General features: G+C 35.6%; 12 protein-coding genes. 6 read left to right on the top strand and 6 right to left on the bottom strand.

Annotated elements, in window-relative coordinates; genetic code table 11:
* The first annotated feature begins 10 nt into the window (after positions 1-10).
* The 4 genes from QO190_RS05625 (at position 11) to QO190_RS05610 (ending at position 3,173) form a co-directional block, all read left to right on the top strand.
* Complete coding sequence (locus QO190_RS05625; protein ID WP_371462044.1) at positions 11-733, top strand: PRTRC system protein B; 723 nt, start codon at positions 11-13, stop codon at positions 731-733.
* Positions 733-1,536 (top strand): PRTRC system ThiF family protein, encoded by an 804-nt coding sequence (locus tag QO190_RS05620; protein ID WP_371462113.1) that lies wholly within the window; start codon positions 733-735, stop codon positions 1,534-1,536. Before QO190_RS05625 ends, QO190_RS05620 begins: the two co-directional genes overlap by 1 nt.
* Before the next feature lie 235 nt (positions 1,537-1,771).
* On the top strand, positions 1,772-2,446 hold the full coding sequence (locus tag QO190_RS05615) for a hypothetical protein (RefSeq protein WP_371462043.1): 675 nt from the start codon (positions 1,772-1,774) through the stop codon (positions 2,444-2,446).
* 25 nt (positions 2,447-2,471) lie between these two features.
* On the top strand, positions 2,472-3,173 hold the full coding sequence (locus tag QO190_RS05610) for a GNAT family N-acetyltransferase (RefSeq protein WP_281715102.1): 702 nt from the start codon (positions 2,472-2,474) through the stop codon (positions 3,171-3,173).
* A 143-nt stretch (positions 3,174-3,316) separates the two neighbouring features.
* Here QO190_RS05610 and QO190_RS05605 read toward each other — a convergent pair whose 3' ends face one another.
* From QO190_RS05605 to dinB, 3 genes are all read right to left on the bottom strand, one after another.
* The gene (locus QO190_RS05605) at positions 3,317-3,955 is read right to left on the bottom strand and encodes a hypothetical protein (RefSeq protein WP_371462042.1); all 639 of its coding nucleotides are present in this window, start codon (positions 3,953-3,955) and stop codon (positions 3,317-3,319) included.
* 193 nt (positions 3,956-4,148) lie between these two features.
* Entirely contained in the window at positions 4,149-7,202 is a 3,054-nt protein-coding gene (locus QO190_RS05600) for a DNA polymerase III subunit alpha (RefSeq protein ID WP_371462041.1), read from the bottom strand.
* Between the two features lie 8 nt (positions 7,203-7,210).
* Positions 7,211-8,356 carry a DNA polymerase IV gene (gene dinB / locus QO190_RS05595; protein ID WP_371462112.1) on the bottom strand — a complete coding sequence of 382 codons (1,146 nt, stop codon included), beginning with the start codon at positions 8,354-8,356 and terminating at the stop codon, positions 7,211-7,213.
* Positions 8,357-8,418: 62 nt separating this feature from the next.
* On the opposite strand from dinB, the gene QO190_RS05590 reads away from it, so the two are divergent.
* Together QO190_RS05590 and QO190_RS05585 are read left to right on the top strand one after the other, a co-directional pair.
* A complete protein-coding gene (locus tag QO190_RS05590; protein ID WP_371462040.1) occupies positions 8,419-9,189 on the top strand; it encodes an XRE family transcriptional regulator in 771 nt (256 codons plus the stop codon).
* Complete coding sequence (locus QO190_RS05585) at positions 9,189-9,662, top strand: thermonuclease family protein (protein WP_371462039.1); 474 nt, start codon at positions 9,189-9,191, stop codon at positions 9,660-9,662. Before QO190_RS05590 ends, QO190_RS05585 begins: the two co-directional genes overlap by 1 nt.
* A 798-nt stretch (positions 9,663-10,460) precedes the next feature.
* On the opposite strand, the gene QO190_RS05580 is transcribed toward QO190_RS05585, so the two are convergent.
* From QO190_RS05580 to eno, 3 genes are all read right to left on the bottom strand, one after another.
* On the bottom strand, positions 10,461-10,874 hold the full coding sequence (locus QO190_RS05580; protein WP_371481278.1) for a phosphatase PAP2 family protein: 414 nt from the start codon (positions 10,872-10,874) through the stop codon (positions 10,461-10,463).
* A gap of 185 nt (positions 10,875-11,059) precedes the next feature.
* Positions 11,060-11,482, bottom strand: a complete 423-nt coding sequence (locus tag QO190_RS05575) for an EamA family transporter (RefSeq protein ID WP_027381136.1) — start codon at positions 11,480-11,482, stop codon at positions 11,060-11,062.
* An 85-nt stretch (positions 11,483-11,567) separates the two neighbouring features.
* Positions 11,568-12,842 carry a phosphopyruvate hydratase gene (gene eno, locus QO190_RS05570; RefSeq protein ID WP_027381135.1) on the bottom strand — a complete coding sequence of 425 codons (1,275 nt, stop codon included), beginning with the start codon at positions 12,840-12,842 and terminating at the stop codon, positions 11,568-11,570.
* Positions 12,843-12,858 lie beyond the last annotated feature (16 nt).

Genomic DNA, 12,858 nt, shown 5'->3' with positions numbered 1-12,858 from the left:
AATAATAAAAATGAACGAAATAATTGATATAGCAAATGACTTCGGGGCATTATATGAGCCAAAATCTGCATTGGTTTTTTATGAATCCTTAGATAACAATGCAACGATGTATGTCGAGCATTTTGATATGGATAGGAATGGCAATCCAATCAACGCCCATCCTTTGACCGTAAATGAAGCAAAAGCATTAGCAAAATCATTACATACTGATGAAGAAAAGGACAAAACTTTTCTAAAATCAAAAGGGATTTTACCAATCAACATTCTGAATATCGACCCTAGCCAAAACGGTTCTGTACTTTGGTACACTAAATCACAGGAGCGACAGATGTATTTTGTGAAGAATTTGGAAATTCCCAATGGAAAAGCCCATGTTCCTGCAATGCTTTGGTTTGCCGATAAAGAAAACCTTTCGGTTTTTGCATTGACAAGTGACAAAAGACCAACAGAAAAAACACCTTTGTATTATGCCCCATTTTTCAATGTGTATGAGGACGGAGCAGTATGTATGGGAACGGTGGATGTCAATATCAAAAATTCAGCTTCCGTAGAAGAATTGACCACCGCTTGGGAAGATTATTTTTTCAATTCTTATTTCAGTCACTTACTGGACAACTACAATCCGATAAAAGGAAACTGTGTAAATCTTTGGAAAAAATTAATGGAAAAAAATGAAGATTTTCCTGCCGACATATTAAAGAAGAACAATAAAACCCTCAAAAATCTATTATGATGAATATAACAAAACCAACAGTTCATTTTGTAGATAACGACTTACTGAATCCTACCAATCCGATTTCGGTAAACCTTATTGGAGCAGGAGGAACAGGTTCAAAAGTTTTAACCGCTTTAGCGGAAATGAACCATTCCTTAATTGAACTAAGACACGCAGGATTGCAGGTTCGTTTATGGGATGATGATATTATCACAAATGCCAATTTAGGCAGACAGCGTTTTGCAGAAAGTGAAACAGGATTGTATAAATCTGTTGCCTTAATCAATCGTGTAAATCGTTTTTTCGGGACAAGTTGGAAAGCCGAAACTGTAAAATTTGAAAAAGACCGTTTTGAAAGATTTCCCGAAAATGCAAAGGCAACCATTACAGTTACCTGTGTGGACAGCGTAAAAGCAAGGTTTGAAGTTGCAGAAATTCTGAAAGGAAAAAACGAGTACAGGAATTACAACAACGAACCGAAATATTGGATTGATATGGGGAATAGCCAATTTACAGGACAGGTATTGCTTTCAACAGTTGGGGACATCAGACAGCCCAAATCCGAGAAATATGAAACGGTGTCAAATCTTCCATTTGTTACGGAAGAATTTGGAGAACTTTTGAAACAATCCGAAGAACAGGACGATACCCCAAGCTGTTCACTTGCAGAAGCATTGGAAAAGCAGGATTTGTATATTAATTCGGTATTGGCACAAATGGGAAGTTCACTTTTATGGAATCTATTTCGTAATGGGCTGACCGAAAACAGGGGATTTTTTCTTAATCTGAAAAATTTCCATTCCCAACCGATAAAACTGTAAAACAAGCCGTCTAGCTACAACCCCGAAAATCGGGGCGGACGGCAAAAATACATTTCCTCCCTATGGTCGGAAACGTATTTTTGCGGAAATCGGAGCAACCCCATTTCAAAAACATAGCCTTATTTTGGAGGTAATGTTTTTGAAAAAAGGTTGCGGGATTTATATTTTGAAAGTAAATATTATTTTTTAGAAAAATTCTCTTTGTTTATATTTGTCTAAAACAAATCTATCTAAAATGATTTATGCTGTACCAACAAAAAAAGGATTAGGGGTTGAGTTATGGGGAACTCGTGAAGATTTGGAATACTTATATGAAGTTATTTCAAAATTTTGGAATGATGAAAATCTCCTTCACATCAAAGGTTATGAAGACAAAAATAAATTGATTAGCAGTTTTTCTTATGAAATCCGAAAAGCATCATATGGAAGTAGGCTAACCAGAAATAGTAGTCATTATTCCTTTGAAGAAATTCCATATTTAGGCTTTAAAGTTTCTTGGGTACACATTGTATTTTCTATAGCGGCATTGAGATATAATATGAGAATGGTAGAAAGCAATAAAGGAGAAATAGCAATGTTTTTACACCTCGAATATTGGATTGAAAGGGCAATGGAAAGCTATGATTCTATAGGAGCAAAAAAACTATTACCATTTTTGAATGATGCTATCGATGCGGGAAACGAATATTTATATCTTTATATGAGAAATATAAACGCAACATTTTTTGAAATGAAAGGTGGAAAGAATTCTTTCAGAAAATTAGCTGACCTACTTAGAACGTCTATATATTCTACCGAGGAATACAAAGGTTTACTTAATTTTCTTCAATCTGAAGCAAAAAAACATAATTGTGCCATTGAAGATTTAGAGTTAGACGATGACGATGATATTTATGAAATAGAATGGTGAAACCTTAAACATAATTATTGATAGCATGACAAGTGATTCTCTTCAGTCGTTAATTGAAAAATTAAATAAAAATGATACATCGTCTAGTTTGATTTATTGTAGACCAATAAGTTCTAATGTTGATTTTGCTAAAATTTGGTTGGACAAGCCAAAATTGACCGATAGTGTAACTTCCTATGATGGACCGGACATTTTTTATTTGATAAAGAATAATGAGAATATTTTTGTTGCCATTGTATTTGATATGAAAAGAGATTTGCATTGGTTTGTTCATCCCGATTTTAGAGGTAAAGGGCATTTGACAGAAGCAATGAAGAATACAATACTTCCTCATTTGTTTCTTACCAGAGATGAACAAAGAATAACCATAAAAGAGCTTGAAATTGGTTTGGCTAATTTTGAAGCTTCCGAAAAAGTAGCATTAAATTTAGGCTTTGTAAAAAGTACAGATGGAGAATACTTCATTTCAAGCGATATGTTTGTTACTGAAAATTATATTATTGGAGAAAACGTTTCGCTTTCTTCAGATAGAATTGATGAATTAAAAAAATATATTAATTTTTTGAGTAGGTCTTTGTGGACTATACAAACTGAAATAGAAATGAAATTTGGTGAAACTGACTATTCCGATGAATTAAAAGATTTGGTGTATCAAATTAGAAACCATACTTGGAAATTGGAAGATTTTTACTGGAATAATAATGAAAGCAAAGATAATTTATTGTAAGACACTCAAAAAAGGTTAAAGTGGGCAAAAATGCATTTCCTCCCTTTGGTCGGAAACGCATTTTTGCGAAAATCGGAGCAACCCCATTTCCAAAACATAGCTCTACTTTGGCGGTAATGTTTTTGAAAAAAGTTTGCGGGGTATTATGAATTATATATTTTTTTTAATTTATGGAAGCCTTCAAATTCATTTTCAATATTCTCAAATTCGATGAATTGTAAAATTTCTTTCATACATTTTCCTTTAAAACCTCTTACTTTTAAATAGTTTTCCAGTGGCACTTTAGTTAGATCCTCTAAAGTATGACAATCTATAGAACTCAATATATTCCATAGCCTTTTGCTGAACGGGAAACCACTGTTGATAAGCTTCTTATTCAGAGATATTTTTATTTTTTGTTTTTTTTGAGGAATTTTTTTTCTTCGTGAAATACATTCATTCCGAAGCTGATTTCTCATATTTTTTAGAGCATCTATATCTTTAAATATTTCTGATACAGATTTTATTTTAAAAAATACTTCAGTATAAATCTGCCGTATCCTTTCAGCACAGATTCCGTATTCTTCACAAACTTTATTCAACGTACTTTTTTTAATAAGTATTTTTTCTAAAATTTCATATTCTCTGTCAGAAAGGAGATTTTTAGAAATTTCAAGATAAAATCTGTTTGTCATATCAATGACTTTTTGTTCTGAAATACTTAGGTCTTTTATAGAATTTTCTTCCATAGTCATTAAAGTATTTTGAGAAATGAATGACTTTTTATTGATGTCTGCACTCATATTTTGGGCATTTATTTCGTAGAATGCACAAAAAAGCGCAGACACTACACTTACTGATATTGAGGCACTGGTAATTTTGCAAGACAAATATATAAAAGTCCTGATAAATATATAACAATCCGTTTTTAATTTTGATCTTATTATGAACTGATTGGCTGTAACTCTTACTATCAGGCAGTTATTGACTTCGTGATTATTTCATCTTCATTCTGGGTAATCCGATTTCGTGTGTCTGCGGATAGGGCTTTCTTGAGGTCATACTGACATCTTCTTTAATATTATGATGTATTTCCAAAGACTTATCCTTATCCAAAGCATATCTCGGATCAGGAATGAAAGGCATTTTTGCCATTTTCAAAATAGTTATTGAAGGAAAATGAAAATCCACTTCCACTGTTCCTAACAGCAAATAGCAACCACCTCCCTGAAACGGATACTGAGTAAGGTTATCCGGAAAATGAGCCGTATCGAAATATTCACCTTCCGCATCAATCCATGTTCCGAAATACATTGCTCCTCTTTTGGTAGGAACGTGTTTCCTTGAAATCAGATACGCCAGCATTTTAACCTGTTTTTTATGATACTTTGTCAGATCTTTTGCCATTATACTTCCCCTGTATTTTGTCTGAAGTAAATCAAACGGGCTTACCGAAACCGGAAATCCCAATATTTCAATTTCATCAAAGGCATCTTCCAAAGGATGTCTGCTGACCTTGGGGAGTGTATAGTTTTTCTGTGGTCCTTCAAGTAAAGTCGGGTGCCTGTAGTTGGGCTTATTTCCTGCTAAAAGAAACCTCGCTTCAATCAATAGTTCGTGCTTTTGTTTTCCTGTAAACCGGAATGCCCCTATAAAAATCAGGATTTGCAGGTTTTCAATTCCGATAGGAATCCTTTTCACAAAATTTTCCAATGACAGATAATCGCCGTTGATTTTTCTCTCTTCAGGAATTAATTGGGCAATTTTACTTTCCAGTTTTTCAATGTGCATTAAACCCAGATACACCTGTTTTCCGTAAAGTGTAGTTTTGAACTCACTCGAATTCACACAGGGATTTTGAATAGTTGCTCCCGACATTCGGGTTTCGTGAATGTAAACTTCCGTTCGGTAAAAACCACCACCATTATTAATGGCGGATACCATAAATTCAATAGGGTAGTAGACTTTCAGATACAGACTTTGGTAGCTTTCCACAGCATAAGAAGCAGAATGTGCCTTGCAAAACGAATATCCCGCAAAAGATTCAATCTGGCGGTATACTTCTTTGGATAACTGTTCCGGATGCCCCAGCGCCTTACAGGATTCAAAGAAATGGTCTTTCACCTTTTGCAAAGCAGACAGCGACCTTCCTTTTCCGCTCATTGCCCTGCGTAAAATATCCCCGTCAGGAGCAGAAAGCCCTCCGAAATGAAGTGCAATTTTAATCACGTCTTCCTGATAAACCATGATTCCATAGGTTTCCCCGAGTTCTTTTTTAAAAACCTCGTGGAAGTATTCAAATTGATCAGGATTATTATGCCTGAAGATGTATTCTTTCATCATCCCGCTTTGGGCAACACCCGGTCTGATAATGGAAGAAGCTGCCACCAGTACTTTGTAATTATCACATTGCAATCTCCGGAGCAATCCTCTCATGGCAGGACTTTCAATATAGAAACAACCGATTGTTTTTCCTTTGCTTAAATATTCATTGCATTTAGCTTCATCTTTGGATAGGCGTACATCTCTGATATTAACTTTTATACCCTGTTTTTCCTCAATCAGCTTTACAGCATCGTCAATTGTTCCTAAACCTCTTTGGGAAAGGATGTCAAATTTTTCCAATCCTATTTCTTCTGCAACGTGCATATCGAACTGAACAATTGGAAAACCCTTCGGCGGCATTTCCAGAGCGGTAAAATTGGTTATAGGTTCCTCAGAAATTAGAATTCCGCAGGAGTGCATACTCCTTTGATTAGGAAATTTCTCTAAAAGCTTACCATATTGATGCACCAGACGTGATACGGAGTTATCATCGTGCTGCTCAATAGGTTTTGTGGTTAAGGCGTCCAGTTCTTCCTTTGGCAATCCGAATACTTTTCCGACCTCCCGTAAAATAGATTTGTATTTAAACTCAACATTGGTTCCACAGAAAGCAACATGGTCTTTGCCATATTTATCAAAAATATACCGCAAAATGATGTCCCGTTCCTGCCAGCTCCAGTCAATATCAAAATCAGGCGGAGTTTTCCGGTTCAGATTCAGGAATCTTTCAAAATAGAGATCGAGTTCCAAAGGGCAGATGTCGGTAATTCCCAGACAATAGGCAATAATACTATTGGCTCCGCTACCTCTTCCCACGTGCATAAATCCCATTTTGTTGCTGTATTGGACTATATCCCAGGTAATCAGGAAATAGGCACAAAAATTCAGCTGATGAATTACATTCAACTCTTTTTCTACCCTTGCTTTTGCTGTTTCGTCATTATTGGGATACCTTTTTTTTAACCCTTTGTAGGCAAGCCGCTTTAATAAATTGAAATCATTTTCCTTACTATCCGTAAAATGTTTTTTATTCTTAGGTGTCGAATAATCAAATTCAAAATGGCATTGTTCCAAAATCCATTTTGTGTTTTGAATGATTTGAGGGTATTGTTGAAACTTATTCAGAAGCTGGGAAGGCGGAATAAAAGTTTCACTTTTCTTGCAGTAATCATTCTCTTCCAGTTTTGTGACCAAAGTATTCCGGTCAATCGCCCTAAGTATTTTATGGAGATTATATTCCTTTTTTGTACTGAAAGTAACAGGCTGCAAAATGACCATTTTCGAAATATACTTTTTGAGGGATGCATTCATCAATAGGTTCACCTCTTCAGGTCGCACTCCGATATATTCGTTTTGGTGTAGTTCAGCAGGAAAGTTATTGAAAGGATAGATCACAATCACTTCTGAAAATGACGGATGGTATATAGGTAATTCTTTTCCTTCACAATTCTGTTCGGTCAGAAGCCTGTTGATTTCTGCAATTCCGGTTCTGTTTTTTGCCAGACAAATGTAATAAAGTTGATTGTCGTTTCTGATTTCGACACCAACGATTGGTTTTATATGATGTTTCTTACACAACCTGTGAAAATCATAAATTCCTGTAATGGTATTGATGTCTGTTAGAGCAACCGTATCAATACCCATCCCAACATATTGCTGAACGAGTTCCTTTACGGAAATCGTTCCGTAACGCAGGCTGTGATAAGAATGACAATTCAAAAACATGGCAAAAATTATGATGTTAATAATCCTGCACCCAGCCTTATGCTTTTTGCACCAAATCTTACTTTAATCTTATCCATTGTTTGGTAAAGACTCATAAGCTCCTGAGTATCTTCAAATAAATCCATCTGATGACATCCGTGCACCAAATCAGTAAATTTTATTCCGATTAAACGGATTCTCATTCTTCGGGTATAAAGTTTATTGAATAGTTCTAATACATACTTGCGCAGTGTATGGTCAGAAGAAGTGTAGGAAATTTTGTACTGTTTGGTTTCCGTATCGAAATTGGAATATCTGATTTTCACCACTACTACTGAAGCCAGCCATTTTTCTTTTCTAAGCTGAAAGCAGAGCTGTTCTACCATTCCCGATAATATACTTTTGATACCTTCAATATCAATAGTATCTTGTGAAAACGTATTTTCCGTAGAAATAGATTTCCTTTCAGAATAGGGGATAACAGGTGTTTCATCAATTCCGTTTGCCTTTTTCCAAAGCTCAGAGCCATTTTTTCCAATGAGTTGCTGTAAAACTTCTATAGGCATTTCAGAAAGCGTACCGATATTCCTTATGCCAATTCGGGAGAGCAGCTGAAAAGTTACATTTCCAACCATTGGAATTTTTTTTATAGAAAGTGGATTGAGGAATGGTTTTACTTGTTGCTCGTTAATTTCTAATTTGCCTGTAGGCTTGGATTCTCCGGTTCCTATTTTGGAAACAGTTTTATTGGTGGAAAGGGCAAAACTGATCGGCAGTCCTGTATTTTTAGTAACGGATTCTGCAATCTCGGTAGTCCATTGGTAGCACCCGAAAAATTTATCCATTCCTGACAAATCCATATAAAATTCATCAATGCTTGCTTTCTCAAGAACAGGTACTTTTTCCTGAATAATTTCAGTCACCGTTCTGGACATATTGGAATACATTTCCATATCCCCTTTGATTACTTTAGCTTCGGGGCAAAGCCTCAACGCCATTTTTATCGGCATCGCACTTCGTACCCCAAAGTATCTGGTTTCGTAAGAACAGGATGCTACAACACCTCTCTCCCCGCCACCAATGATGAGAGGAACACCTACCAAACCTGAGTTTTTCAGACGTTCACACGATACGAAAAATGTATCTAAGTCCATATGTGCAATCGCTCGTTTCATGCTGACAAAATTATATTCATTTTGTATCATTTTTATTATATTTGCAGATACAATTTGTATCAATGTCGATTTTTTCAGATAACATAAGGTTTCTAAGGAACAAGAGAAATTTATCTCAGCAAGGTGCAGCAGATCACCTTGGGATAAGCAGGGTTCGTTATTCAAAGTATGAAGATGGACGCTCAGAGCCACCATTCGATGTTTTGGTGAAAATATCTAAGTTATTCTCTGTAAGTATTGATCTCATGCTTACCGTAGATGTGAGAAAATATTCTTTAGAAGATGTCATAAAGCTCCCGGATAATCGTATTGTTCTGCCCATATTAGTGGACGAGGCAGGAGATAATAAAATTGAAATCATTCCTCATAAGGCTTCCATGGGTTATTTGGAAGGTTATAGTGATCCGGAATACATTGAAAGTTTACAGCATATGTCTTTGCCATTTCTGAGGAACGGAATATACAGAGCCTTTCCTGTTGAAGGAGATTCTATGCCACCCTATAATGACCGGACTTTTATCGTAGGAAAATATATTGAAAGCAGAAATGATCTTAAAATCGGGAAAACATATCTTTTTATTACAAGGGAAGGGATGACTTATAAACGATATGCCGACCAAAATGAGTACGGAACGGTGGTAAACGCTGATAATAGCTTTTACAATTCTTACGAAATTGAGTGGTCGGATGTACTGGAAATCTGGGAATATGAATGCAGTATCAACAGGGATGATCTGGGGCTTTGGAATAATAGCCAACCGGATGTACAGGCAATGTTCTTATCTTTAAAAAATGATATACAAATTTTAAAAAACCAAATAGAAAACAGGTGATGAAAAAGCTGATATTTTTATTTTTACTATTCCCATTTATTGCTTTTTCTCAAATCCTAGCAAAAGTTATAGGTATTTCGGATGGAGATACTATTACGGTACTATTGGAAGGAAATATTCAAAAAAAGCTTCGGCAGGCAGAAGTGGATTGTCCCGAAAGCAGACAGGCATTCGGAAAGAATGCTAAACAGTTTACCTCGGAACAGGTTTTTGAAAAACAAATATCTTTTAGAGAAACCGATACTGACCGCTATGGAAGAACCATTGCCAAAGTTTATTATGATAACGGGAAATACCTTTCGGCAGAAATCATAAAAGCAGGCTTGGGTTGGTGGTATTACTATTTTTCTAAAGACCAGTCTTTAGAAAAAATGGAACAGGATGCGAAATCTCAAAAACTGGGTTTGTGGCAGGACAGTAATGCTGTTTCACCTTGGGAATACCGAAAAATGCTTAGAAATAATATTCCCTAAGCAAAGATTTTGGATATTTATTTGGATATGAATACCGGTAATGCATTCTATTTTGCTTCCCAAAACAAAATGCAGAAATCAAAAAATACTTCTAAAGACTGCGCAAAATAGATACAGCTTAATTTTAGAACCTGCTCAAAGTAGATACAATTCATTTCTAAAAACCTGCTCAAAAGAGATGCAGGTTATATTTTATAAACCTGCTCAAAGTAGATACAACTCATTTCTAAAAACTTGCTCAAAAAAGGTACAGGTTATATTTCTAAACCTACTCAAAGTAGATACAGCTTAATTCTAGAACCTGCTCAAAAGAGATACAGGTTGTATTTATAAAACTGCTCAAAGTAGATACAGCTCATTTTTAAAAACTTGCTCAAAAGAGGTACAGGTTATATTTCATAAACCTGCTCAAAACAGCTACAGCTCATTTCTAAAAACTTGCGCAAAACAGATATAGGTTATATTTCTAAACCTGCTCAAATTAGCTACAACTTAATTTTAGAACCTACTCAAAAGAGATACAGGTTAAAATTTTTTTTTGTTTCTGAAGCATTTTATTATGAAATTATTTATAATCAATAGGTTACTTTGTTTTTGAGAACTCTGAAAAGTATGAGCGTTTTGAAGAGCAAGATGTGTCTTTGTATATACAAACTTTTCAAGTTTGATATCCAAAGACGATCTTGCCTTTTTTGCAAAAAGGGGAAAAAACTGCGGAACTTGTTTTTTTTAGTTTAAATAATTAAATTTATTAATCTTACCGAAAGGTTCATCTCAAGAATTCCATGAGAAAGTTATCTAAGATGTTTTTTTTTGTAAAAAGAGAGCAACGATAATTCCATAAAAAATTCCCAAGAATGCTGCCACAATAACATCCGTAGGATAATGAACACCGTTGTAAATACGGCTGTATGCAACCAAAACAGCCCAGCAGACTAAAACATATTTTAGCCAATTATATTTTCTTGGTAGCAAAAAGATTAGGAATGTTGCTAAGCCAAATGCGTTCGCAGAGTGAGACGATATAAAACCATACTGACCACCTGGTCCTGCTTTGCTTAAATGTATCAAATTTTCGAGAGATGGTTCATGTGATGGTCTTAGTCTTTTGAACGCATTTTTTATAAGATGAGATGCGGTCTGGTCACAGATCGTGATCAGAAAAGCAATTGCCAAAAGTACGTAAGCACTTTTCTTTTTAAATTCTCTCATAATGATATACAAAAGAAAAGTATAAAATGGTATCCAAAACAGTTTATCACTTGCCCAATACATAATCGGATCAAAAAATGAATTGTGCTTTCGGTTTATAAAAAGAAAAAGCTGAGTGTCGAGTTGGTTTATATTTTCGAGCATAGTAATGTCTTAATAATGAATATTTTAAGTTGTTGTTATTTTTATTTGAGAGTCAATATTAATATTCCCCCGATGATCATAAAACCGCCCACAGCAATTTTCCAGGTAAATTGCTCGTTTAGGAAGAAAAAGGAAAGAGCCAGCGTAATAATTATACTTCCCTTGTCTATTAATGCTATTTCTGAAACATTACCCACCTTCATTGCCCTGTAATAGAATATCCACGAAATTGTGGTCGTAATTCCCGAAAATCCCAGCAATAAAATATCTTTTTTGGTAAGATTTGAAAAATCTTTGGCGTTATTAAATGCGAATATATTGAGCCAAATTAGAAAAAACACAAATGAAGTCCGGACAGCCAAACCTGTATCTGATGCAACATTTTTCAGTCCTGCTTTTGCTATGACTGAGGTTAAACCTGCAAATATCATCGAAATGATGGCGAAAATTTGATATTGTTTCATAAAGTGTTGTGTGAGAATATGTGATATTAAAAGGCTAACTTTTTAGTATTGAAATTAGCCTTCAATAAATTTGATATTTTGTGTATTATTTAAACGCTTTGATTCCCGCAAACTTTGCTGCACTTCCAAGCTCCTCCTCAATTCTCAATAGTTGATTGAATTTTGAAACCCGCTCACTTCGGCAGCCACTTCCTGTTTTCAAATGCCCTGCACCAACTGCCACTGTCAAGTCGGCGATTGTTGTATCTTCTGTTTCTCCGCTTCGGTGCGAGATAAAGCAGTTGTAATTGTTTTTATAGGCCAGGTCAATCGTTTCCAGAGTTTCTGTAACGGTTCCAATTTGATTTAATTTTATCAAAACAGAGTTTCCAATTTTTTGGTCAATGCCTTCCTGTAGAATCTTTGGATTCGTACAGAAAATATCATCTCCCACCAGTTCTACTTTGTTTCCTAATCTCTCCGTCAATTGCTGCCAGCCTTTCCAGTCATTTTCTCCAAGACCGTCTTCCAACAAAACAATCGGATATTGTGATGTCCAGCTTTCCCAAAGTTCAATCATCTGTTCACTTGTTTTTTGTTCTTTGGTGCTTTTGAAAAATTCATATTTGTCATTGTTCCACATCTCACTTGTTGCAGGATCTAAGCATAACGACACATCTTTTCCAGGCGTAAAACCGGCTTTGGTAATCGCTTCTAAAATGACATCAACGGCTTCTTCATTGGATTTTAGATTTGGTGCAAATCCTCCTTCATCGCCAACTCCTGTGTAATATCCTTTTCCCTTTAAAATTTCTTTTAAGGTGTGGAAGACCTCTTCACCCATTCGAATACTCTCCTTAAAGTTTGGGGCATTGTGTGGTGCAATCATAAATTCCTGAAAATCGATATTATTGTCAGCGTGTCTTCCGCCATTGATCACATTCATACAAGGTACAGGCATGGTATATGTTGATTCATCCCTGAATTGTCGGTACAGTGGGATCTTGTTAAAGGCAGCTGATGCTTTGGCATAAGCAATGGAAACGGCTAAAATGCCATTGGCACCGAGATTAGATTTGTTGGGCGTCCCATCCAACGAGATCATCAAGGCATCTACATCGTTTTGAAGAAGCATTTCTTTACCGACCAGTGCATTAGCAATAATAGTATTGACATTACTGACTGCTTTTGAAACGCCTTTGCCCTGATAGCGTGTTTTATCGTTATCTCTTAACTCCACAGCTTCCTTTTCTCCTGTGCTGGCTCCTGAAGGAGAGATTGCTCTCCCTTTAAACTCACCATTGATGGTGATCTCTGCTTCAACTGTCGGGTTTCCTCTGGAATCGAGTACTTCTCTTGCGTGTACTTTTGTAATTTTCATAATATTTTTTGATGTA

The sequence above is a fragment of the Cloacibacterium sp. Arc13 genome (assembly GCF_041431305.1).
Lineage (GTDB): Bacteria > Bacteroidota > Bacteroidia > Flavobacteriales > Weeksellaceae > Cloacibacterium > Cloacibacterium caeni_B.
The sequence above is the reverse complement of the archived record's forward strand: the minus strand, read 5'-3'. Positions and strand labels throughout refer to the sequence as shown.

Excerpts from the sequence above, each read along its gene's own strand:
- dinB (WP_371462112.1), bottom strand. The coding sequence starts at position 8,356 with ATGAAACGAGCGATTGCACATATGGACTTAGATACATTTTTCGTATCG.
- QO190_RS05605 (WP_371462042.1), bottom strand. The coding sequence starts at position 3,955 with ATGAGTGCAGACATCAATAAAAAGTCATTCATTTCTCAAAATACTTTA.
- QO190_RS05580 (WP_371481278.1), bottom strand. The coding sequence starts at position 10,874 with ATGAGAGAATTTAAAAAGAAAAGTGCTTACGTACTTTTGGCAATTGCT.
- QO190_RS05575 (WP_027381136.1), bottom strand. The coding sequence starts at position 11,482 with ATGAAACAATATCAAATTTTCGCCATCATTTCGATGATATTTGCAGGT.
- eno (WP_027381135.1), bottom strand. The coding sequence starts at position 12,842 with ATGAAAATTACAAAAGTACACGCAAGAGAAGTACTCGATTCCAGAGGA.
- QO190_RS05620 (WP_371462113.1), top strand. The coding sequence starts at position 733 with ATGAATATAACAAAACCAACAGTTCATTTTGTAGATAACGACTTACTG.
- QO190_RS05625 (WP_371462044.1), top strand. The coding sequence starts at position 11 with ATGAACGAAATAATTGATATAGCAAATGACTTCGGGGCATTATATGAG.
- QO190_RS05590 (WP_371462040.1), top strand. The coding sequence starts at position 8,419 with ATGTCGATTTTTTCAGATAACATAAGGTTTCTAAGGAACAAGAGAAAT.
- QO190_RS05610 (WP_281715102.1), top strand. The coding sequence starts at position 2,472 with ATGACAAGTGATTCTCTTCAGTCGTTAATTGAAAAATTAAATAAAAAT.
- QO190_RS05600 (WP_371462041.1), bottom strand. The coding sequence starts at position 7,202 with ATGTTTTTGAATTGTCATTCTTATCACAGCCTGCGTTACGGAACGATT.
- QO190_RS05585 (WP_371462039.1), top strand. The coding sequence starts at position 9,189 with ATGAAAAAGCTGATATTTTTATTTTTACTATTCCCATTTATTGCTTTT.
- QO190_RS05615 (WP_371462043.1), top strand. The coding sequence starts at position 1,772 with ATGATTTATGCTGTACCAACAAAAAAAGGATTAGGGGTTGAGTTATGG.